A 21,316-nucleotide genomic window follows, 5' to 3' on the forward strand; every position below is an offset into this window, starting at 1 on the left:
GGGCTGCTACGGCCGCCCGTACACCGCCACCATGATGTTCTCCGCGACCTTGTTCATGTCCTGGCCCTTGGCGTCGGTGGAGTTGACGCTGTAGACGAGGGTGCGCTTGCCGTCGCGGGTGGAGGCGATAGCGGCGTTGTAGCCCCAGCGCCCGCCCGTCTTGCCCCACACCTCGCGGCCGCCCAGCTCCTTCATCGAGAGGCCGATGGAGTACGCGGCCGGCTTCCCGGTCCTGAAGTCGGTCACCTCCGGCAGCGTGAACATCTCCTCCAGGAGCGGTCCGCGCACGACCCGGCCCTGGAACAGGGCGTTGGTGAACCGTTCGAGATCGGCCGTGGTCGAGATGATGTCCCCGGCCGCCCAGCCGTCCGTGGCCCTCCACACGGACACGTCGCGCAGGCCGGTCGTGCCGTCGTCCAGCCGCATGGTCTGGTAGCCGTGGTTGTGCCGGCCGGCGATGCGCGGGTTCTTCCCGGGGAGGTACGTGTCGTGCAGCCCGAGCGGGCGCAGGATGCGCCGAGCGACCTGACGCTCGTACGTGTCACCGGTGACGCGCTCGATCAGCAGGCCGGTGATCGTGTAGCCGATGTTGAGGTAGTGCTGCCGCTCGCCCGGCGCGAACTCGGGCTTCTTGGAGGTCGCCGAGCGGACCATGTCCCGGGGGTCGTGAACCCGGAAGCGGTCGGCGTATGCCTCCTCGACCGTGGTGGCCGGGAAGTCCGGGGCCGGGATGCCGTGCGTGTGGTTCAGGAGCTGCCGGACGGTGACGCCCCCGTACGACGCCGGGATCAGCTCCGGCAGGTAGGAGCGGGCGCTGCGGTCCAGGTCCAGTCTGCCCTCGGCGGCCAGTTGCAGGGCGACCGCCGCCGTGAAGACCTTGGTCACGGAACCGGCGCGGAAGCGGGCGCCCGGATCGGCGGGCCGGCCGGTGCGCAGGTCGTGCACGCCAGAACTGCCGCGCCAGACGCCCTCGTCGCCCCCGACGCGGACGAGCGCGGCGGTCGCGTCGGCGCTGGGGAGGCCGGCGATGGCGGCGGCGAGGGCGGGGTTCTGGTGTTGGGCGGCCAAGTGGGCGGGGGCCCGGTCAGGAGGCGTGGCGGCGGCGGCCGGGAGGGCGGACGGCCCCGCCACGACTCCCGCGAGGAGCACGGCGGCCAGCAGGGAAGCGGTACGGGACATGGTCAACTCCGTGAGTGTGAGCCGTCGTTGTGAGGTACGGCTCCATCCTCGGGAGTTGCGCGTGCGCGCGGATCGCCCCCGCGGGGGGTCTCGGAGGGTCAGTTCCTCGCCGACGTGGGGGAGGGGCCGGCCCGGTCCGCTCCCCCGGGCGGGGGGTCCCCGGCCGCGACGAGCCCGGTCTCGTACGCGCAGATCACGGCCTGGATCCGGTCCCGCAGTCCGAGCTTGGCCAGCACGTTGCCGACGTGCGTCTTGACCGTGTGGTCGCTGACCACCAGCTCCGCCGCGATCTCGGCGTTCGACAGGCCCCGGGCGAGCAGCAGCAGCGTCTCGCGCTCCCGTGCGGTCAGCACGTCCAGCCGGGCTGCGGGCCGCGGGTGCCTCGTGGATCGCGTGTACTGCTCGACGAGGCGCCGGGCCACGGTCGGCGCGAGCAGCGAGTCGCCCCGGGCGACGACCCGTACCGCGTGGACGAGGTCGTCCCGGCGGACGTCCTTGAGCAGGAAGCCGCTCGCGCCCGCGTGCAGCGCGTCGTACACGTACTCGTCGGAGTCGAAGGTCGTGAGCATCACCGTCCGGCAGTCGCTCGCGGCACTGATCGCACGGCAGGCCTCGATCCCGTCCATGCGCGGCATGCGCACATCGAGCAGCGCCACGTCGGGGGCGTGCCGCCGCACCGCCTCGACGGCCTCGGCCCCGTCGCCCACCTCCGCGACGACCTCGATGTCCGGCTGGACGTCCAGGATCAGCGCGAAGCCGCTGCGCACCAGCTCCTGGTCGTCGGCGACCACCACCCGGATCGTCACAGCCCGGCCTCCACCGCGGCCGGCAGGGGAAGCCGCACCCGCACCTCGAACCCCCGCCCGTCGGCCCTCCGCCCGGTCACCGCGCTCCCCCCGAGGGCGGCCGCCCGCTCCCGGATCCCGACGAGCCCGTGCCCGCCCCGGCGGCCGGTACCCCCCACCTGCGGCCCGCGCCCGTCATCGGTCACTCGCACACACAAGTCACTGTCTCCGTAAGTCAGTTGTACGGTCACGGTACGGGCCTCGGCGTGCCTGACGGTGTTGGTGAGGGCCTCCTGGACCACCCGGAAGACGGTCGCCGCGACCGCCCCCGGCAACGGCCGGACGCGCCCCGCCGTCCCGTACACGACATCCAGCCCACCGCCGGCCCGCACCCGGTCGATCAGACCGGGCAACTCCGCGATCCCGGGCTGCGGTTCGCGCGAACCGGTAGCACCGCTCCCGTCGTCGTCCTCACGCAGCACGCCCAGCATCCGGCGCAACTGCACCATGGCGTCCCGCCCGGTCGCGGAGATGGCGTCGAAGGCGGCCTCGGCCCGCTCGGGCGCGGCACGCACGGCCACCGGCCCGGCTTCCGCCTGCACGATCATCAGGCTCACGGCGTGGGAGAGGATGTCGTGCATCTCCCGTGCGATCCGGGCGCGTTCGCGGGCGGCGGCCTGCTCGGCCTCGACGCGGTGGGCCCGCCGGCGGGCGTCGGTGAGCCGCCCGAAGACATAGGCGGCAGCCAACACGAAGACGGAGAAGGTCAGTTCACGAGCCGAGCGGGTGTTGAGCCACACCCCCGCCGGCACTGCGAGCAGCAGAACGGCCCCGGCGACGAGCCGCCCCCGCGCGGGCGACAGCGCGGCGATCGTGTACACGACCACAAGCCCGGTGTACGGCAACGGCTGCCCGGGCCCGTCCACGGTCAGCCGGTACAGCGCGTTGGCGGCCAGCACCGCGAACAGCACGGTGAGGGGCGCGCGCCGCCGCCAGACCAGGGGCAGCACGGAGAGCGCGCTGAGCCCGTACGCGGCCCAGGTCGCCGGCGGCGCCCCGGCCGCCCGCGGCACGACGAACGGCATGGTCATCGCGGCCTGGACCAGGAGCGCGACACCGATGTCGACGAGAAGCGGATTGGCCTCCGCCGACGCCCGGCCGCGCTCCCACCACCCTCGCAGCTCCCCGCGCATCACTAACCGACCCGCTGCATCGCCTTCTGGCGCCGTTCCGCCATCGCGGCCCCGGACTCGCGGCGGGCCATCCGGCGCAGGACGGACGGTGCGAGGAGCAGCCCGGCGACCGCCCAGGCGCCCAGTACGCCGGCTGTCTCCAGGTGCTGCCAGGAGGCGCCGATCTCGGCGGCGACCGCTTCGGACGGCAGCAACGCGGCCCGCAGGCCCAGGCCGAGCCAGTACACGGGGAAGATCTGCGCGACCGTCTGAAGCCACTCGGGCAGCTCCGACAAGGGGAAGTAGATCCCGGAGACCACGACGAGTCCCATCACCGGGAGCATCAGCAACCCGACGGTGCGCGGACTGCTGACCAGTGAGCCGATGACCGCGCCGATCGGCAGGGTCGCCAGGAGGCCCAGCGGGATCACCCACACCAGCGTCAGCAGCGCTCCGCCGCCCTGCCGGGCCACCCCGTCGACCAGGAACACGCCGGCGGCGAAGGGGAGGGCCATGGAGACGAGTGCCGTCCCCGACACCATGACGATCTTGCCGACGAGGTGGCCGACCATGCCGTGCGGCACGGCCTTGGCCCGCAGCAGGGTGCCGTCCTCGCGCTCGGTCGCGAGCAGTTGCGCCGTGGTCGTCATCCCGGTGAAGGCGAGCGTCATGCCCAGCAGGCTCGGCAGCATGAACGCGCCGGCCGAGATGCCGGCGCCCTTCAGCGGATCGTCCCCGGCCAGGAACAGCGGCACCATGACCAGGACCGTCCAGAGCGCGTAACCGAACACGTCCTGGCCGGTGGTGAAGGTCTGCCGGAGTTCCGTCCAGCCGCGCCGTACTCCCAGTCCCGCCGCGTACCACACCGGACTCATCGCGCTTCCTCCCCGAAGGCGTGTGCCGCCGCCCGTTCCTCGGGGACGCTCCCCGCCTCCAGCTCCCGCACCATCGTCAGGTAGGTGTCCTCCAGGCTCGCCCGGCGCACCTCCAGTCCGCCGATCGCGTCGCCGTGCTCCTCGAACAGCCGGCGGACGAACCGGGTGGGCTCGGGCGTCGACTCCTCGAAGGGCCGCCCGTCCCGCGTCCAGCGCACGGTGGCCTCGGCCGACGCCTGCCGGGACAGCTCCTCGGCCGGGCCGTCGGCCACGATCCGGCCACCGGCCAGGATGAGGATCCGGTCGGCGAGCTTCTCCGCCTCGGCGAGGTCGTGCGTGGTCAGCAGAACGGTGGTGTTCTCGTCCGCGAGCCCCCGGACCAGGCCGTGGAACTCGTTCCTGGCCTCCGGGTCCAGACCCGCCGTCGGCTCGTCCAGGAACAGCAGCTCGGGCCTGCCCACGATGCCGACGGCCACGTCGAAACGCCTGCGCTGCCCGCCGGACAGGGTTCCGATCCGCTTGTCCGCCTGCCCGGTCAGGCCCACGGCCGCGATGAGCTCGTCGGCGTCCCACGGCCGCCGTACGAGGTCGGTGGAGTACGGCGCGTAGTACGAGCCGAGATGGGCCAGCAGTTCCCGCACGCGCCACTTGCCGTGGTCGCGCCAGGACTGCAAGACGATGCCCAGGCGCGCACGCCACCGCTCGTCCCCGCGGGCCGGATCGGTGCCGAGGACGCTCACGTCACCGGCCGAGCGCATCCGGAAGCCTTCCAGGACTTCGATCGTGGTCGTCTTGCCCGCGCCGTTCGGCCCGAGCAGCACGACGACCTCGCCTCGCCGGGCCGTGAACCCGACCCCCTTCAGGACGTCCTGGGTGCGGTAGCGCATCCGCAGGTCCCGTACGTCGATCACCCTGTCGTGCCCCGGCGGTGGGCTGCTCCCTGCCTCGGATAAGGCGTGAGCGCTTGTCATCGGTGTTCCCCCGGTCCGTCTGACGCCGGCAGCCGTTCGGACCGCCTCGGGCGAACACATTACCGAAGGGTTCAGCACCGGCCGGGCCCCGCACGCGGCTAGCCCTTGTCGCCCTCCGGCACCCCCTCCGCCCCGTACAGCCTGGCCGACGCGTCGACGTGGGCCAGGCGGCGCAGTGCGCTGAACACCGCCTCGCCCAGGACCGTGCCGATGACCACGCCTTCCACCATGTCCTCGAGGGCGACCCGCCGGTCCACGTACGCCAGGTCGGCCTGGGCGACCTGTTCGGCGGCTTCGGCGTAGGTTTCGAGGAGTTCGGCGAAGGATCCGTGGCCCAGCCGGGTCAGGGCGGCCAGGGCTCTGGCGAGGTCGTCGGCGGCGGGGTTCGACTCGTGGGCGTGCCAGCCGCGTCGGGAGATGAGGCCGGCCACCGTGGTGCGGGCGGCCGCCGTTTCGGCGTCGTCGTGGCCGGCGGGCGTGCCGCCCATGCGGTCGGCCGCCGCGCCGAGCACCTTGTGCAGCGGGCGTTCCGGGTCGTCGACGGCCGCCAGCACGTCCGCGATCTCCGCCACCTTCATGCCGCCGACGTCGAGCAGGGCACGGATCAGCCGGAGCCGGCGTTCGTGTGTCTCGTCGTAGCTCGCCTGGTTGCGGCTGGTCAGCTCGCCCGCGGGGAGCAGCCCTTCGCGGACGTAGTACTTGATCGTCGGCACCGGCACCCCGGTCTTCCGGCTCAACTCTCCGATGCGCAACGCCGATCCACTCCTTGGAATTCGCCCTGCCCGCGGTGTCGGCCCTTGCCGGCCCGGCGCCAATCATAGATAGTGGGGCTATCGGATAGTGGATAGTGCCGGTATCTATTACGGCCGATTCACTCGTGTCTAGCTCAGGGGTGGGCATGGTGTTCTTACGTACGTCCTGGCATCGGCCGCTGGTGGTGTTCTCGGCCGCGATGGCGGTCCTGGCCGTCGTGTCCGCGGTGGGGCTCCTCGTCGACGACCGCGTCCTCGTGGGGGCGCCGATCTGGGCCAAGCCGTTCAAGTTCGCGGTGTCGTTCGTGGCGTACTGCCTGTCGCTCGCCTGGATGCTGTCGCTGCTCCCCGACCGGCGGCGCGTGGGCTGGTGGGCGGGGACCGTCGTCGCGCTGGCGAGCCTCGTCGAGATGGTGATCATCACCGGGCAGGTCGTCCGCGGCAAGCGCAGCCACTTCAACCACGAAACACCGTTCGACGAGGCGCTGTTCAACGCGATGGCCGTCACGGTCGTCGTCCTGTGGGCCGGCACGCTCGTCGTCGCCGTGCTGCTGCTCCGCGCCCGGATCGCCGACCGGGCGTCCGCCTGGGCGATGCGCTCCGGGATCCTGCTGGCGCTGGCCGGGGCCGCCGTCGGCTTCCTGATGACCCAGCCCGCGCCGGGGCAGGAGCGCGGTGTCTCCAAGGTGGTCGGCGCGCACAGCGTGGGCGTGCCGGACGGGGGTCCCTCGATGCCTCTGACCGGCTGGTCCACGACCGGCGGTGATCTGCGGATCCCGCACTTCTTCGGCATGCACGCGCTGCAACTCCTGCCGCTGCTGCTCATGGTGCTGACCGTCCTCGCACCGCGCTTCGCCCGTCTCGCCGACGATCGGGTCCGGCCGCGTCTCGTGCTGGTCGCCTCGGGTGCGTACGCCGCCGTCTTCGCGCTGGTCCTCTGGCAGGCGTTGCGCGGCCAGCCGCTGATGCGTCCGGACGGGGCGACGCTGGGGGCGGCCGGGCTGATCCTGCTCGCCGTCGCTCTCGGGGTGTACGGGGCTCTGCGCACGGGCCGGACGTCTCCTCCGCGCGGGGCGACGGACGCGACAGGTGCTCCCGCGTCGAAGGACCTCGTGTCATGACCGGATTCCTCTTCGAGCTCTCCTTCCTCCTGGCCGCGCCCGTCTGGCTGCTCATGATCTTCGCGCCGGCGTGGGGGCCGACCGCTCGCATCGCCGGGTCACCGCTGACCGTGCTGCCGGTGCTCTTCGTGTATGTCGCGCTGGCGGTACCGGTGTTCCCCGAGTTGTGGACCGCGGTCAGCAGTCCGGACCTCGGCAGCTTCCGCGAGCTGACGGCCCTCCCGGACGGTGCCGGTGCCGTCTGGGCGCAGGTCATCGCCTGGGACCTGCTGATCGGGCAGTGGATGTACCGGGAGGGCAGGCGGCTGGAGATCTCCGCCCTGCTGATGGGACCGCTGCTGGTTCTCACGATCCTTCTGTCGCCGTTCGGGCTGCTGGTGTTCCTGGGGCTGCGCGCGGTGCGGGCTCGGCAGGTGGGGACGAGGTCCCTGAGCGGCGCGCCGGTGGGGAGTCAGGCGCGCAGGTAGGCCAGTACCGCCAGTACGCGGCGGTGGTCGTCGGGGGCCGCCGGGGGCAGGTCCAGTTTCTGGAGGATGCTCGCGATGTGCTTGGCGACGGCCGCGTCCGTGACGACCAGGCGGCGGGCGATCGCCGCGTTGGAGCGGCCCTCCGCCATGAGGCCGAGGACCTCGCGTTCGCGGGGCGTGAGCCGGTCCAGGGGGTCGCGGCGGCGGGCGAGGAGCTGGCGTACGACCTCCGGGTCGACGACCGTCGCACCGGCGGCGACACGGGCCACGGCGTCGGCGAACTCCTCGACGTCGCCGATGCGTTCCTTCAGGAGGTAGCCCGTCCCGACGCTGTTGCCGCGGTCGTCCAGGAGCTCGTCGGCGAAGGTCTGCTCGACGTACTGGCTGAGCACGAGGACCGCCAGCCCGGGCTGCTCGGCCTGGAGCCGGCGGGCCGTGCGCAGACCCTCGTCCGTCTGGCCCGGGGGCATACGGACGTCGGTGATCACCAGGTCGGGGCGGTGCTCCCGGGTGGCGGCGAGCAGGGCCGGGCCGTCGCCCACGGCGGCGAGCACCCGGTGGCCGAAGCGCTCCAGCAGGTGGACGAGACCTTCCCGCAGGAGGACGGCGTCCTCCGCGATCACCAGGCGGAGGGACTGCCGCATCAGGTCTCCGCTCTCAGGAGGACGGTCCGGCGCACGGGATCTCCGCTCTCAGCAGGGTGGGTCCACCGGGTGGGCTGGACAGGAGCATTCTGCCGCCGGCGGCGGCGATCCGGTCGGCGAGGCCGACGAGCCCCGTGCCGCGAGCGGGGTCGGCGTCGCCGGAGCCGTTGTCCTCGATGTCGAGGCGGAGCACGCCGTCGCGGCAGCGGGCGCTGACGCGGCAGCGGTCGGCACCGCTGTGCCGGGCGATGTTGGTGAGGGCCTCGGCGGTCACGTAGTACGCCGTCTGCTCGACGGCGGCCGGCAGCCGGCCCGGAAGGTCGAGGTCGAGGTCGGCGGGTATCGGGCAGCGCCCGGCGATGTCCCGTGCGGCGGCGGGCAGTCCGCGCTCCGTCAGGATCTGCGGGTGGATGCCCCGGATCAGTTCGCGCAGCTCGGTGAGCGCCTCCTTGGCGAGGGTGTGCGCCTCACCGACCTGCCGCGCCGCCGCGCTGCCGGGCGGCAGATCGAGGGTGGCCAGGCCCAGCTTCATCGTGAGGGCGACGAGCCGCTGCTGGGCACCGTCGTGCAGATCGCGTTCGATGCGGCGGCGTTCCGTCTCGAAGGCGTCGACGAGGCGGGCCCGGGACCGTACGACCTCACGCAGTTCACGGTCCTTCGGGAAGAGCACGGCACGGCCCACCGCCGCACGGACGGCGGCCCACGCCCCGATGGGATACGCGGCCACGGGCAGCAGCAGGGCGCCCGCGACCGGGCCCGCCACGGTCTGCCAGGGCAGGGCGGTGGGCTGGAAGGGCGTCAGGAGGAGGAAGCCCGGGATGCCGAGGGAGACCAGGGCCACGGCGAGGTCCATCCAGCCGACCGCCAGGACGGACACGGCGCCGTAACCGGCGGTGCGCGTACTGTGCCACTGCCGCTGCCGGTCGCCACTGCCGCTGCCACCGTCTCCCCGGTCGACGAGAGCGAGGCGTCGGCGTTCCAGAGGACCGGCGAGGGCGACGGCGAAGAACACCAGCGCCCCCGAGCAGAGCACCCGGGCGAACGCCCCGACGGGCGCGGTGAGCAGCCCGGCCACACCGAGGTAGACACCGGTCGCGAACACCCCGCCGGACAGCAGATACCCCAGCGCGCGCCATGGCCAGGCGGTACGGAGGAACCCCAACGGGCTGCGGGTGAGGGCCTCCAGGACGGTTCGAGGGGTGGTCACGCGGTCGACCGTAGCGGCGGGGGGCGGCGCGGGCAGTAGTGCCAGGTGGAGTATCGGCTCTCGCTCAGGCGCCAATGTGCCGGGCGGTGTCCGCGTCGTTGGCTTGAGGGCATGACGACGACCAACACGACAACACGACACGGCACTTCGACGGTGCCGCCCGTCCGGCTCCGCTCGCTGACCAAGCGCTACGGCACCGGCGACCGCGCCGTCACCGCACTCGACGACGTCACCCTGGACTTTCCGGCCGGGACGATGACGGCCGTCATGGGCCCCTCGGGCTCCGGCAAGTCCACCCTGCTCCACTGCGCGGCGGGCATCGACCGGCCGAGCGCCGGCGAGGTGCTGATCGGCGGTACGGAACTGGGCGGGCTGGACGAGAACGCGCTCACGGTGCTGCGCCGGGACCGGATCGGACTCGTCTTCCAGGCGTTCAACCTGGTCTCGGCCCTGACCGCCGCGCAGAACGTCGAACTGCCCCTGAGACTGGCCGGGTCACGCCCCTCGGCGGACGAGGTGCACGCGGCACTCGCCGCGGTCGGGCTCGCGGACCGGCACGGACACCGGCCGAGCGAACTGTCCGGCGGCCAGCAGCAGCGCGTGGCGATCGCCCGGGCCATGATCGCCCGGCCCGCCGTCCTCTTCGCCGACGAGCCGACCGGCGCACTGGACAGCACCGCCTCGCGGGTCGTGCTGCGGCTGCTGCGCGACCTGGTGGACGGCCGCGGGCAGACGGTCGTGATGGTGACGCACGACCCGGCCGCCGCGGCGTACGCGGACCGGGTGCTGCTGCTGGCCGACGGCCGGCTCGCGGACGAACTGGCGGGCGCCGAGGGCGCCGAGGCGATCGCGGCGCGGACGGCCGCCCTGGAGGTGCGGTCGTGATCAGCCTGGCGACAGCGAGAGAGCGATGGACCTCCTTCCTGGGGTCCTTCGTGGCCGTGGCGGTGGGCGTCGCGGTCGTCACCATGAGCGCGCTGGTGCTGCTGTCGGACGGTACGGGTGTGCCGCAGCGGCTCGCGGGGGCGCCGGTGCTGGTGCGGAGCCCCGCGGGGGCGCCGGCCGCAGGGGTGTTCACGGAGAACCCGCCGTGGGCGCCGGAGCGCGCCGGGGAACTGCGGCGGGAACTCGGCCGGCTGCCGGGAGTGGCCGCCGCGGTGGCCGACCGGTCCTTCTACGCGCAGACGCCCGGCAGTGGTCAGCGCGCGGGGGAGCGGCAGGGCCGCCCCTGGTCGGCCGCGGCGCTCGCCGCCTACGGCCTGAGCGGGGGCAGACCGCCGGCGGCGGACGGCGAGATCGTCGTGGACGACTCCCTCGGGCACCGGCCGGGCGAGTCCCTCACGGTGCTGACGGCGCGCGGACCGCAGCGCTTCACGGTGTCCGGCACGGTCGACGGCCCCGGCTACTACGTCACCGACCGGCGGGCCGCCGAACTGGCGGGCGGGGTACGGACCATCGGGCTGGTCCTCGAACCCGGCACCGACCCCGCCCGGGTCGCGGCCGCCGCCCGGAACGCCGTCGGCGCCGACGGCACCGTCCTGACCGGCGCCTCCCGTGACGCGCTCGCGCCTCAGCAGGACGAGATGATCCGCTGGATCGGCGGCCAGGTGCTCACCGCCATGGCGCTGCTCTCCGCGTTCGTCACCGTCTTCAACGTGTCGTCGACGTTCGCGTTCGCCGTCGCCCAGCGGCGCCGCGAGTTCGGCCTGTTGCGCACGATCGGCGCGACACCGCGGCAGGTGCGGCGGCTGGTGTACGGGGAGGCCCTGGTGGTGGGCGTCGCCGGAGCCGGGGCGGGGGCGGTCGCGGGAGTCGTCATGGCGCCCGCGATGACCGGGTCGCTGATCGACGCGGGTTTCGAGCCGGCCGGCTTCGAGGTGAGCATCCGGTGGTGGGTACCGGCCGCCGCCTGGGCCCTGGGCGTGGCCGTGGCACTCGCCGGAGCGGGCGCGGCCGCGCGCCGGGCCTCCCGGGTGAAGCCCCTGGAGGCGATGCGGGAGGCCGCGGTGGACAGCCGGCCGATGACCCGCCGCCGGTGGGTCACGGGGCTGGCGGCGGCGGGCCTGGGCGCGGCCTGCTCGGCGGGTACGGCCTTCGCGGGGGCCGACGCCATGGTGCTGCTGGTCCTGGGCGCGGCCATGAGCCTGACGGCCGGACTCACCCTCCTGCTGCCGGCGTTGACCCGCCCCGTGGTCGGGGCGCTGACCCGGCCGCTCGCCCGGCGCCCCGGCGCCACGGCCCTGCTCGTGCGCGAGAACATGCTCACCTCGGTGCGCCGCACCTCCGCCACGATCGCCCCGGTGCTGGCGACCGTCGCCTTCGCCGTACTGATCACCAGCGCCGTGCAGACCACCCAGAGCGCCGACACCACCCGGCAGGCCGCGGCCGTGCGGGCCGAGGCGGCCGTCGTGCCCCGGGGCACACCGGGCCTGTCGGACGCCGTGGTCGACCGGGTCGGGGGCACGGCGCTGCTGTCGACGACGGTCTACGGCGGCGAGGGCGGGGCGGCCCTGTCGGCGGCCGGGGTGACGCCCGGGTTCGAGCAGACGTACCGGGCGCGGGCACCCCGCTCGCACGACGTCGTCGTCACCGCCGCCGTGGCCGCCGCGCACGGCTGGCGGGAGGGCCGCACCGCCACCCTCACCTTCGAGGACGGCCGCACCCGGCACCTGCGCGTGAGAGCCGTGCTGGACGACTCCATGCCGTACCAGGTGTTCCTGCCGCGGGAGCTGGTACGCGCCCACGACCCGTCGGCCCTCGCGGATGTCGTCTACCGCACCACGGCCACACCGGCGCCGTCCCTCTCGGGACTCGGCGCCGAGGAGGTCCCGGTGGCGGTCCACGCGGCCTCGGACGACGCCGAGGAGGACCGGCTGGTGTGGCTGTTCACCCTGATCCTCGTCACCATCACGGCGGGCTACACCATGATCGCCGTCGCCTCCACCGTGCTGTCGGCGACCGCGGGCCGGGTACGGGACCTGCGCGTCCTGCGCCTGTCCGGTGCGGCACCGCGCCAGGTGCTGCTGACGCTCGCGGCCGAGACGTGCTGCGTCGTCGCCCTGGGCGCCGCCCTGGGCCTGGCGGTGGCCGCTCCCGCCCTGTTCGGCATGGCTCAAGGGCTGCGCCGGGAACTGGGGCTGCCGGTCGAGCTGTCGGTGGCCTGGCCCTGGGTCGCGGGTGTGGTGGCCGGCTGTCTGCTGCTCGCCACGGCGGCCACCGTGCTCCCGGCCCGGGCCGCGCTGCGGCGCATGCGGGGGGCGTGACGGGACGGACCGGCCGGGAGGACGGGTGGTCACCGTCGCACGACCGGCCGGAAGGCGTCCCGTACGCCGGACTTGGACGTCGAGACGAACTGGTCGCGCGGCCCCAGGTCGTACTGGTAGTACTCGTAGCGCAGGACGCTCGGGCAGCTTCCGCCGCCGATCTGGACCGAGCGGGGGTCGAGGCGCTTGCCGGTGCGCAGTTCGTAGACCTTCAGGGGGATCTTGACCTTGTAGAAGGTCACTTGGTGGGGCAGGTACTTCGACCTGTCGTTCTCGTAGGGGCAGGTCTCCACGGCGGCGCCGTTCTCCGCCGCGTCCGCGCAGACCACGAGCGCGGCCTTGGCCGGGTCGCCGGTGCGCCAGGAACCGGGGAGCTTGCCGGTGTACTCGTCGTCGCCGAGGAACAGGGCGCGGTTGGTGCCCTTGCGGTACGGCGGGGCTCCGCTGTACCTGGCCGGCTTGGAGCAGTAGCCGGAGCCGGCGCTGTAGGTGTTCTCGACCAGGCCGCGCACGTGGTCCAGTTCGATGGCGAGGGTCGCCTCGCGGACGCCGTCGCGGGCTTCGTCCGTGCGGGCGTCGTCCGGGTAGGCGTCGAGGAGCCGCTGGTAGTGGGTCCGCGCCTGCTGCCAGGCGTCCTCGGTCATCAGGTGGTCGCCGCATCCCACCAGGGCGGCGGGTTCCGTGCGTGCCGCCGCGTCGGCGGAGCGGTCCAGGACGTCGTGGCCGGTGCCGCGGTCGCGGAGCCAGGCGGTGAGGGCGGCGGTGTCGCAGGAGTCGTCGGTGGGCAGGCCGTCGAGGAAGGTGTCCAGGACCGTCCTGACGGTCTGCTCGTTGCCGGGCTCGTTCAGGACGCCGGCGAGTGTGCCGAAACCCCGCCCCAGGTCCTCGGTGCTTCCCCTGCGGGCGGCGCGGGCCAGAGTGGCCGCCGCCCCGTCCAGCCGGTGGCACGCCTCCACCACCGCGTCTCCGGGCTCCACCACCGGCGCGCCCGCCAGGCGGTGGCCCCACCACACCTCGCCCTGCGCGGCGACGGCCGCCTCGCAGTCGCCGCCCTCGCGGGCCGCGGTCACGCGGTTCTCGATGCCGTACGCGTCGGCACGGAGCAGTACGGCGGTCAGCACCACCGCGAGCGCGAGGCCGAGCGTGGCCGCCCGCTGCCCGCGTCGTACGACGTGCTCCGGGCGGCGACGGGCCAGGAACCAGCCGTGGGCGATGCCGGCCGCCCACCACAGGAGCAGCAGGACCTCGTACAACGTCTCGGCGGTGGAGGCGGTGAGGTCGAGCAGCAGGGCCGTGCCGAGCACGGCGACGGCGGCCAGTCGCCACTGGCGCAGCAGCAGGTAACCGATGCCGAGCAGCGTGGCGTTGCCGAGGGCCACCGCCCACGGGTCGGCGGGGGCCGCGGGCCGCGGCGGCTCGGGGGGCTCCGGCGGCAGGGGCGGACCGGGTTCGTACGTCGGATATGTCATGAGGCGCCCTCGTCGTCCGGCAGGTCGTAGACCCGCGCCCAGTCCACTTCGTAGACGGCGCTCTGGAGGCCGTCCCCGTCCAGCCAGCCGGTGTCGCCGTCCGCCTCGCCGGTCATGCGCAGGATTCCGCCGACGACGCGGGTGTCGGCATCGCAGCGGCGGCCGTTGTCGCTGTGGCCCGGCCGGCACTCGCCGGGACCGCCGCCCGCCAGGCGCCACTTGGCGCGGTCCGGTACGGCGGGCCCGGTCTCGGAGCCGTAGCCGAACTCGTCCGACCACGCGGGGAGCGGCTCGCCCCAGCCGTACCGCTCCGCCGCGGTGGTCGCCGAGCGGGGTGCCGCCGTCGCCGTGAGCGTCATCGTGAGCGCCGCCGCGCCCAGCCCCACGGCGAGGTGCCGGGTGCGATGTCGTCCGTGCATGGCTCTCCTCCAGCGTGTCGCGGGTGTGTGCGGACGTGGGCGCGGTCCGAGCCCTCCCCTCGCGGGGCTCGGACCGCGCGGCCGCCGGAAACGGCCCGTCCCGGCCACGTCCTCAGGCCATTCGACCGCCGTGCGCCGTTGTTCGGCTGGCCCCTCACCAGCACCGAACAACCCCGGGGCGCCAATCGGACCGAGTGGCCCGGAGGAAGCGTGAGGATCAGGTGAACGCCCGTGTCACGGCCGCCGATACGGCCGAAAGTCAGGGAGGGCGTACGAGGCGAGGGGGGCGGCACGTGCCGGGACAGACAGGGCCGGGTCGCGCCGAGGGCGAGCTGGATCCGGACGCCGGGCCGGTGCAGCGGTTCGCCGCCGGGCTGCGTGCGCTGCGCGAGGCCGCGGGCAGGCCCACCTACCGGGAGATGGCCCGGCGGGCGCGGTACGGGGTGACCACCCTGTCGCAGGCGGCGGCGGGCAGGCAGCTTCCCACCCGCGCGGTGACGCTCGCCTACGTCAAGGCGTGCGGCGGCGACCTCGCCGAGTGGGAGCGGCGCTGGCGCGAGGCGTCTCAGGAACTGGCCGCCGAGACGGCCGCCGAGGACACCGCCCGGCCGCCCTACCGCGGCCTGACCCGGTTCGAACCGGGCGACGCCGAACTGTTCTTCGGCCGCGACCAGCTCGTGGAGCGGCTCACCGAGCTGAACCGCAAGCACCGCTTCACCGCCGTCTTCGGCCCCTCCGGCAGCGGCAAGTCGTCGCTGCTGCGGGCGGGCCTGATCCCCCGGTTGCGGGCGGCCGGCCACGACGACGTGCCGCCCGCGGCCGTACGGATCCTCACCCCCGGCGCCGATCCGCTGCGCACGCACGCCGAGCGGCTGGAACCCGTACCGGACACCGACGCCGACACCTGGCTGATCGTCGACCAGTTCGAGGAGCTGTACACCCTCGGCGCGGACCCGGCCGACCGCGACACCTTCATCGACCGTCTCGTGGCCGCCACCGGCGCCGACAGCAGGCTGCGCGTCGTCATCGCGGTACGGGCCGACTTCCTCGGCCGGTGTGCCGAACATCCCGGGCTCACGGCCGCGTTGCAGGACGCCACGCTGCTCGCCGGGCCGATGAGCCGGGCGGAACTGCGGGAGGCCATCGTCCGCCCGGCCACCGCGGCCGGGCTGATCGTCGAACGCTCCCTGACCGACCGCCTCCTGGACGAGGTCGAGGACGCCCCCGGCGGTCTGCCCCTGATGTCGCACGCCCTGCTGGAGACCTGGCGCCACCGCAGCGGCCGGGCCCTGACCGAGACCGCGTACGAGGCGGCCGGCGGACTGCACGGCGCCGTCGTCCGGACGGCCGAGCAGGTCTACGGCGAACTGACGGGCAGTCAAGCCGAGTTGGCGCGCCAAATCCTGCTGCGCCTCGTCGCTCCTGGCGACGGGACCGCCGACACCCGCCGCCCCACCGACCACGCGGAGCTCGACTTCGGCGACCCCGCCGACACCCGGGTGGTCCTGGAACGCCTGGCCCGGGCCCGCCTCATCACCTTCGACGACGGCACCGCCGACCTCGCCCACGAGGCCCTCATCACCGCCTGGCCGCGCCTGCGCGCCTGGATCGACGCCGAACGCGATCGGCTGCGCGTCCACCGCGCCCTCTCCGAGGCGGCCCGCACCTGGCAGGACCTGGGACAGGAGACCGCCGCGCTCTACGCCGGCTCCCGGCTGTCCGCCGCCCGCGACGCCTTCCCGGCGGACGGCGCGGCCCCCGGCAGTGACGAACTGACGCCACTGGAGAGGCGGTTCCTCACGACCTCGCTGCGCCGCCGGCACCGTGCCGCGCTCCTGCGCCGCACGGTCGTGGCGGTACTCGCCGCGCTCGCCCTGCTCGCCACCGGCACCGCCGTCGTCGCCCTCCAGGCCCGCGCCACCGCGCAGGCGGAACGGGACGACGCCGTGTTCGGCGGGCTCACCGCCGAGGCCGACCGGGTCCGCGACACCCACGCCGGGCTGGCCGCCCGGCTGGACGTGGCCGCGTACCGCATGCGCTCCACCCCGGACCTGCGGACCCGGCTGGCCTCGGACGCGGGCCGGGTCCTGGCCACGCGGCTGCCCGGGCACGACGGGACCGGCAGTTCCGTGGCGTACGCGCCCGACGGCCGCACCCTGGCCGGCGGCGGCCACGACGGCACGGTCCGGCTGTGGGACACCGGCGGCGAGGCGCTGGGCGCGCCGCTGCGGTTCGGGACGGACCGGGTCGGCGCGGTCGCCTTCGCACCGGGGGACCGCGACCTGCTGGCGGCCACCGGCGAGGGCGGTGTCATCCGCCTGTGGGGCGTGCGGGACCGGGAGCGCCCCCGCCCCCTCGGCCGCCCGCTGGTGAGTCACGGCGAGGAGAACATCGTCTCCGTCGCCTTCGCCCCCGGCGGCCGCACCCTGGCCACCGCCGGCGACGACGGCACCGTACGCCTGTGGGACCTGACCGACCCGGCCCGCCCCGCGCCGCTCGGCAACCCCGCCGCGGCCGACGACTCGGAGGACCGCAGCGTCCGCGCGGTCGCGTTCGCCCCGGACGGGAACACCCTGGCGACGGCGGGTTACGACGGCACCGTCCGGATGTGGCGGTACGGCGGGAACGACGGCATCACACCGCTGGGCAAGCCCCTGCGCGCCCACCCCGACCCGGTCTGGACCCTGGCCTTCTCGCCCGACGGGCGCACGCTGGCCACCGCGGGCTTCGACGAGACGGTGCGGCTGTGGGACGCGTCCCGCCCGGACCGGCTCACCTCGCTGGGCGAACCGCTCACCGGGCACACCGCGCCCGTCATGTCGGTCGCGTTCAGCCCCGACGGGGAGACCCTGGCGAGCGCGGGAGAGGACGACGCGCCCCTGCTGTGGAACGTGGCCAACCCCGCCTATCCCCAGCGGCTCGGGGAGCCGCTGACCGGGCATACGGAGCCCGTGTGGGAGGTCGCCTTCAGCCCCGACGGCCGTACCCTCGCCAGCACCGGCGCCGACGGCGGCGTGCTGCTCTGGCACCGGCCGCCGACCGTCCTCACCGACTTCACCAACCCGGTGACCGCCGTCGCCTACAGCCCCGACGGCCGCCTGCTCGCCGCCGCCAGCACCGACGACGGGCTGGTCCGCCTGTGGGACGTGCGCCGCCCGGACCGTCCGCGCCGGCTGCCGCGGCCGCTCACCCACGAAGAGCGGGTGCTGGCCGTCGCGTTCGCACCCGACGGCCGTACGGCGGTGAGCGGCTCCGCGGACGGCACCGTACGCCTGTGGGACGTCTCCGCGCCCGAACGCCCCGCCCCGCTCGGAGCGCCCCTGCGCGCACACGACGGGGAAGCCGGCGCCGTCGCGTTCGCGCCGGACGGCCGCACCCTGGCCACCGGCGGCACCGACGACACGGTACGGCTGTGGGACGTACGCCGCCCGGACCGCGCACGGCCGCTCGGCGCACCGCTGCGCGGCCACACGGACGCCGTCACCTCCGTGGCCTTCGCCCCCGGCGGCCGCCTCGTGGCCACCGGTGCCGAGGACGCCACGGCCCGCCTGTGGCACGTGGACGGCGACCGGACGCGGGCCCGGCCTGCGGGCGCCGCCCTCGCCGGGCACGACGAGTCGGTCGAGGCGGTGGCCTTCGCCCCGGACGGGAGGACACTGGCGACGGGCAGCGACGACCGTACGGTGCGGCTGTGGGATGTGCGGGACGTGGAACGGGGTGACCGCGCCCGCCCGTTGGGGGAGGAGCTGACCGGGCACCGCGCGGCGGTCAGGGCCCTGTCCTTCGCACCGGACGGCAAGACACTGGCGACCGGCGGCGGCGACCACACGGTCCGCCTGTGGGAGGTGTCCGACCCGGCCCGGGCCGAGCCGTCCGGCCAGGAGCTCACCGGCCATCTCGACACCGTCACCACCGTCGCGTTCAGCCCGCGCGGCGACGCCCTCGCCTCCGCCGGCTACGACCTGACGGCCCGGGTGTGGACGCTGGACGAGGACCGCGCGGCCACGTACGTCTGCGGGCACACCGGCGGGATCCTGACCCGGGCCGACTGGGAGGCGCAGCTGCCGCAACTCCCCTACCGGGAGGCCTGCGCAGGGCGGTAGCGGTAGAGGTGCTCACGGACGGGAGAACTTCAGCACGGCACCGTCCTTGTTGTGGGCGACGACGTTCGCTTTCAGGCCGTTGCCGAACCCGGCCTCACCGCCCGCGCCGCCGAACTGCATCAGGCCGCCCCCCGACTGGAAGGTGATGGAGTCGTCCGCCACGATGACGTGCACCTTCGTGCCCTTCGCCGTGATGTCCGCGGTGGAGGTCACCAGGACCTCGCACGCCCCGTCCGAGCAGGCCGCGTAGTTCCTGCCGTCCGCGGCCTTGGGCAGCGGGCCGGTGGCGTCGGGCGCGGGCGAGCCGCCGTCCCCGGACGCCCCGCCGGGTTTCCAGCCCGGCGCGCACTGCTCGGCCCGCTCGTACGCCGCCGCGAGCCGCGGGATCTTCTCGGCCAGCGTGGGCAGGTCCGGCTGCGGCGGGGTGAGGGACTGGACCCGCTTGTCGGCGTCCGCGACAGTGCTCTCGGCGTACTCGAGGCCCACCGCCGGTGACTGTGCTTCGAGCTCGTTGGCGACACTCCTGACCTTCTTCCGCAGGGCGTCGCGCAGCCGGTCGGCCGCGGGCACGCCCGACGCACCGATGGCCTCCAGGTCGCCGGCCACGGTCTCCACGTCCGCCGGTGTCGTCGAGAGGTAGCTGAGGGCGCGGGCGTGGGCGAGCATCCCGGTCTCGTCGTCCGAGTCCCGGATCTCCTTCAGATCCGCGGCGCTCTCCTTCCGCAGGTTCCGGAGCGCGACCGTCGACTCGCACATGTCGCCGGCCCACTCCACGAGTTCGGACGACGGCGACGGCGACGATGACGGCGATCGGGTCGGTTTCGGCTCGGCCGACGACCTGGCGGCCTTCTCGTCCGTCCCGCCCTCTGCGCAACCCCCGACGGCCAGCACCAGCCCGGCGACCGCGACCGCGACGCCCCTGCTCCTGCCCATCCGATGACCCCTCTCCGTGCTGCGGCCCTTTCCGGCGAGCCCAGTTCAGCCGCGGCACGGATTGTTCAGCCACCCGGTCCGCTGACCGAACAACGCGTCCGGGCGGTCGTCGGTGGCGGTTCCCGCCTCAGCTCACGGCGTCTTCGGGGTCCACGCCGCCACCAGCTCCAGGAGGCCGGGGAAGCGGGCGTCGAGGTCGGCCACGCGGACGTGGCTGCGGCGCTCCAGGCCGTACTGGCGCTGGCGGGTGACACCGGCCTCGCGCAGCGCCTTGAAGTGGTGGGTGAGGGAGGACTTGGGGCGGTCGAGGCCGAACCAGCCGCAGGAGTGGTCGAACGCCTCCGACTCCAACAGGAGCTTGCGCACGATCGTCAGGCGCAGCGGGTCGCTCAGGGCGCCCAGCACCGTCTCCAGGCGCAGCTCCCCGACCGCCGGCTCGGGCAGCGGTTCCGGCAGGTCCTCCGGCTCCGGCAGCACCTTGACGACCGGCACGTCGTGAGCCGTGGCGGACATGGGCAGCTCCCTGTCTTCGTCATCCGAATCGCTTGTACGAGTTTCATCGTACTGCGTGCTAGGTTCGAAAGAACCAAGTTCGAAAAAACTCGTACTGAGCTCCCCGGAGGGATCAGCCATGCCGGAACGTCAGGCCGCACCCCGTACCCCCACCTGGTGGGTGTGGCTGGCGGCGTGGCCGGTCACCGCCGTCTTCGTGCTGTCCAACGCGGCGACCCCGCTGTACGTGCTGTGGCAGCGCGACATCGGCTTCTCCCAGGGCACCCTGACCGTCGTCTTCGCGTTCTACATCGTCGGCCTGCTCGGGTCGCTGCTCGTCTCGGGCGTGGTCTCCGACCGCCTGGGACGCAAGCCCGTGCTGCTGCCCGCGCTCGCCCTCGCACTCGCCGCCTGCGCGATCTTCGCGACGGCCACGACCGTCACCGCGCTGCTCGTCGCCCGGCTGTTCACCGGGATCGCCGTCGGTGCCGTCGTCTCCGCGGGCATGGCCGCCGTGACGGACGTGGCCGGACCGGAGCGCAGGCGGCTGGCGGCCCTGCTCGCCTCCTGCGCGATGGTCTTCGGGGCCGGCCTCGGTCCGCTGCTCGCCGGCGTGCTGTCCGAGACGCTGCCGGCGCCCACGGTGACCGTCTTCGCCGTCGAGGCGGTGCTGCTGGTCACGGCCGTCCTCGCCGTGCTGCGCATGCCCGTACGCCGTCCCGCCGCGCCCGTGAGGGCGCCTGGGTGCGCGTGCCCGGCGTGCCGCGCGGCAACGGCGTCCATCTCGCTCTGGGAATCGCGGTATTCGCCCCCGGCATCACCGCCACGTCCTTCGTGCTGTCGCTCGGCCCCACCCTGCTGACCGAATTGCTCGGCACCACCAGCCGGATCGTCTCCGGAACCATGGCGTTCGTCATGTTCCTCGCCGCCACCGGCGTCCAGTTCGCCGTGCGGAAGCTGCCCCGGCGCACCGTCCTGACCGCCGGCGCGATCAGCACCGCCCTCGGCATGGCCGCACTGATCGCCGCCGTGCCCGCCTCGTCCGTCGTCCTGCTCGTCACCTCCGCCCTGCTCGCCGGGGCCGGCCAGGGCATGGGCCAGCTCGGCGGCCTCTCCCTGCTCAACTCCACCGTCCCGCCGCAGCGGCTCGCCGAGGCCAACGCCGCGCTCAACGTGGGCGGTTACCTCCCGGCGGGACTCCTGCCGGTGTCCACGGGCTACCTCATGGACGCGGTGGGACTGCCCACCGGGGCGACCGTCTTCGGCACCGCCCTGACGGTCCTGGCCGTCGTCGGCGCGCTCTTCGTCCTCGCGAGCCGGCGCCGGGTTCCCGAACCCGCGTGACCGTCCGGCGGTGCGCCGTGCCTGCGCGACGGCGCCGAGGCACCAGGATTTCCGCATTCCGCAAGTGAATTGGTGATGGGGGCCTTTTCGCGCCCCTTTACCTTCCGCCCCTGACGAATC

General features: G+C 74.2%; 17 protein-coding genes and 1 pseudogene. 6 read left to right on the top strand and 12 right to left on the bottom strand.

Annotation, left to right across the window (positions count from 1 at the left end):
* Positions 1-6 precede the first annotated feature (6 nt).
* The 6 genes from CP976_RS22895 to CP976_RS22920 all read right to left on the bottom strand — a co-directional run bounded on the left by CP976_RS22895 (position 7) and on the right by CP976_RS22920 (position 5,734).
* Positions 7-1,179, bottom strand: a complete 1,173-nt coding sequence (locus CP976_RS22895; protein WP_150482058.1) for a serine hydrolase domain-containing protein — start codon at positions 1,177-1,179, stop codon at positions 7-9.
* Positions 1,180-1,277: 98 nt separating this feature from the next.
* The gene (locus CP976_RS22900) at positions 1,278-1,985 is read right to left on the bottom strand and encodes a response regulator (protein WP_150482059.1); all 708 of its coding nucleotides are present in this window, start codon (positions 1,983-1,985) and stop codon (positions 1,278-1,280) included.
* Entirely contained in the window at positions 1,982-3,157 is a 1,176-nt protein-coding gene (locus tag CP976_RS22905) for a sensor histidine kinase (RefSeq protein WP_150482060.1), read from the bottom strand. Before CP976_RS22905 ends, CP976_RS22900 begins: the two co-directional genes overlap by 4 nt.
* A gap of 2 nt (positions 3,158-3,159) precedes the next feature.
* Entirely contained in the window at positions 3,160-4,011 is an 852-nt protein-coding gene (locus tag CP976_RS22910) for an ABC transporter permease (RefSeq protein WP_150482061.1), read from the bottom strand.
* Positions 4,008-4,982 carry an ABC transporter ATP-binding protein gene (locus CP976_RS22915; protein ID WP_150482062.1) on the bottom strand — a complete coding sequence of 325 codons (975 nt, stop codon included), beginning with the start codon at positions 4,980-4,982 and terminating at the stop codon, positions 4,008-4,010. Before CP976_RS22915 ends, CP976_RS22910 begins: the two co-directional genes overlap by 4 nt.
* 98 nt (positions 4,983-5,080) lie before the next feature.
* Positions 5,081-5,734 (bottom strand): MerR family transcriptional regulator, encoded by a 654-nt coding sequence (locus CP976_RS22920; RefSeq protein WP_150482063.1) that lies wholly within the window; start codon positions 5,732-5,734, stop codon positions 5,081-5,083.
* Positions 5,735-5,934: 200 nt separating this feature from the next.
* Here CP976_RS22920 and CP976_RS22925 point away from each other — a divergent pair, with 200 nt between their 5' ends.
* Both CP976_RS22925 and CP976_RS22930 read left to right on the top strand, forming a co-directional pair.
* Positions 5,935-6,855: a hypothetical protein gene (locus tag CP976_RS22925; RefSeq protein ID WP_150485459.1), complete on the top strand. Its 921-nt coding sequence runs from the start codon at positions 5,935-5,937 to the stop codon at positions 6,853-6,855.
* Positions 6,852-7,322: an ABA4-like family protein gene (locus tag CP976_RS22930; RefSeq protein WP_150482064.1), complete on the top strand. Its 471-nt coding sequence runs from the start codon at positions 6,852-6,854 to the stop codon at positions 7,320-7,322. The genes CP976_RS22925 and CP976_RS22930 overlap by 4 nt, the downstream gene beginning before the upstream one ends.
* Here the strand turns inward: CP976_RS22930 and CP976_RS22935 are convergent.
* Both CP976_RS22935 and CP976_RS22940 read right to left on the bottom strand, forming a co-directional pair.
* Positions 7,307-7,966 carry a response regulator gene (locus CP976_RS22935; RefSeq protein WP_150482065.1) on the bottom strand — a complete coding sequence of 220 codons (660 nt, stop codon included), beginning with the start codon at positions 7,964-7,966 and terminating at the stop codon, positions 7,307-7,309. The two genes, CP976_RS22930 and CP976_RS22935, sit on opposite strands and share 16 nt — an antisense overlap.
* Positions 7,967-7,979: 13 nt before the next feature.
* Positions 7,980-9,173, bottom strand: coding sequence for a sensor histidine kinase (locus tag CP976_RS22940; RefSeq protein ID WP_229875428.1), 1,194 nt, complete (start codon positions 9,171-9,173; stop codon positions 7,980-7,982).
* A gap of 111 nt (positions 9,174-9,284) precedes the next feature.
* Here CP976_RS22940 and CP976_RS22945 point away from each other — a divergent pair, with 111 nt between their 5' ends.
* Positions 9,285-10,058 (top strand): ABC transporter ATP-binding protein, encoded by a 774-nt coding sequence (locus CP976_RS22945; RefSeq protein WP_150482066.1) that lies wholly within the window; start codon positions 9,285-9,287, stop codon positions 10,056-10,058.
* Complete coding sequence (locus tag CP976_RS22950; RefSeq protein WP_150482067.1) at positions 10,055-12,436, top strand: ABC transporter permease; 2,382 nt, start codon at positions 10,055-10,057, stop codon at positions 12,434-12,436. Before CP976_RS22945 ends, CP976_RS22950 begins: the two co-directional genes overlap by 4 nt.
* Positions 12,437-12,465: 29 nt before the next feature.
* Here CP976_RS22950 and CP976_RS22955 read toward each other — a convergent pair whose 3' ends face one another.
* The gene (locus CP976_RS22955; protein WP_150482068.1) at positions 12,466-13,905 is read right to left on the bottom strand and encodes a hypothetical protein; all 1,440 of its coding nucleotides are present in this window, start codon (positions 13,903-13,905) and stop codon (positions 12,466-12,468) included.
* Positions 13,902-14,324: a hypothetical protein gene (locus CP976_RS22960; protein WP_150482069.1), complete on the bottom strand. Its 423-nt coding sequence runs from the start codon at positions 14,322-14,324 to the stop codon at positions 13,902-13,904. Before CP976_RS22960 ends, CP976_RS22955 begins: the two co-directional genes overlap by 4 nt.
* A 293-nt stretch (positions 14,325-14,617) precedes the next feature.
* On the opposite strand from CP976_RS22960, the gene CP976_RS22965 reads away from it, so the two are divergent.
* Positions 14,618-18,427, top strand: coding sequence for an nSTAND1 domain-containing NTPase (locus tag CP976_RS22965; protein WP_150482070.1), 3,810 nt, complete (start codon positions 14,618-14,620; stop codon positions 18,425-18,427).
* A 12-nt stretch (positions 18,428-18,439) separates the two neighbouring features.
* Here the strand turns inward: CP976_RS22965 and CP976_RS22970 are convergent, their stop codons facing one another.
* Positions 18,440-19,360, bottom strand: a complete 921-nt coding sequence (locus CP976_RS22970; protein ID WP_150482071.1) for a hypothetical protein — start codon at positions 19,358-19,360, stop codon at positions 18,440-18,442.
* A 132-nt stretch (positions 19,361-19,492) separates the two neighbouring features.
* On the bottom strand, positions 19,493-19,873 hold the full coding sequence (locus tag CP976_RS22975; protein ID WP_150482072.1) for an ArsR/SmtB family transcription factor: 381 nt from the start codon (positions 19,871-19,873) through the stop codon (positions 19,493-19,495).
* A 118-nt stretch (positions 19,874-19,991) separates the two neighbouring features.
* Here CP976_RS22975 and CP976_RS22980 point away from each other — a divergent pair.
* Positions 19,992-21,196: pseudogene (locus CP976_RS22980) on the top strand (MFS transporter).
* Positions 21,197-21,316: the final 120 nt, after the last annotated feature.

This window comes from Streptomyces coeruleorubidus (assembly GCF_008705135.1).
GTDB lineage: Bacteria > Actinomycetota > Actinomycetes > Streptomycetales > Streptomycetaceae > Streptomyces > Streptomyces coeruleofuscus.

Coding starts and splice junctions, on each gene's coding strand:
- CP976_RS22895 (WP_150482058.1), bottom strand. CDS start 1,179: ATGTCCCGTACCGCTTCCCTGCTGGCCGCCGTGCTCCTCGCGGGAGTC.
- CP976_RS22905 (WP_150482060.1), bottom strand. CDS start 3,157: ATGCGCGGGGAGCTGCGAGGGTGGTGGGAGCGCGGCCGGGCGTCGGCG.
- CP976_RS22910 (WP_150482061.1), bottom strand. CDS start 4,011: ATGAGTCCGGTGTGGTACGCGGCGGGACTGGGAGTACGGCGCGGCTGG.
- CP976_RS22915 (WP_150482062.1), bottom strand. CDS start 4,982: ATGACAAGCGCTCACGCCTTATCCGAGGCAGGGAGCAGCCCACCGCCG.
- CP976_RS22925 (WP_150485459.1), top strand. CDS start 5,935: ATGGCGGTCCTGGCCGTCGTGTCCGCGGTGGGGCTCCTCGTCGACGAC.
- CP976_RS22930 (WP_150482064.1), top strand. CDS start 6,852: ATGACCGGATTCCTCTTCGAGCTCTCCTTCCTCCTGGCCGCGCCCGTC.
- CP976_RS22935 (WP_150482065.1), bottom strand. CDS start 7,966: ATGCGGCAGTCCCTCCGCCTGGTGATCGCGGAGGACGCCGTCCTCCTG.
- CP976_RS22945 (WP_150482066.1), top strand. CDS start 9,285: ATGACGACGACCAACACGACAACACGACACGGCACTTCGACGGTGCCG.
- CP976_RS22955 (WP_150482068.1), bottom strand. CDS start 13,905: ATGACATATCCGACGTACGAACCCGGTCCGCCCCTGCCGCCGGAGCCC.
- CP976_RS22960 (WP_150482069.1), bottom strand. CDS start 14,324: ATGCACGGACGACATCGCACCCGGCACCTCGCCGTGGGGCTGGGCGCG.
- CP976_RS22970 (WP_150482071.1), bottom strand. CDS start 19,360: ATGGGCAGGAGCAGGGGCGTCGCGGTCGCGGTCGCCGGGCTGGTGCTG.
- CP976_RS22975 (WP_150482072.1), bottom strand. CDS start 19,873: ATGTCCGCCACGGCTCACGACGTGCCGGTCGTCAAGGTGCTGCCGGAG.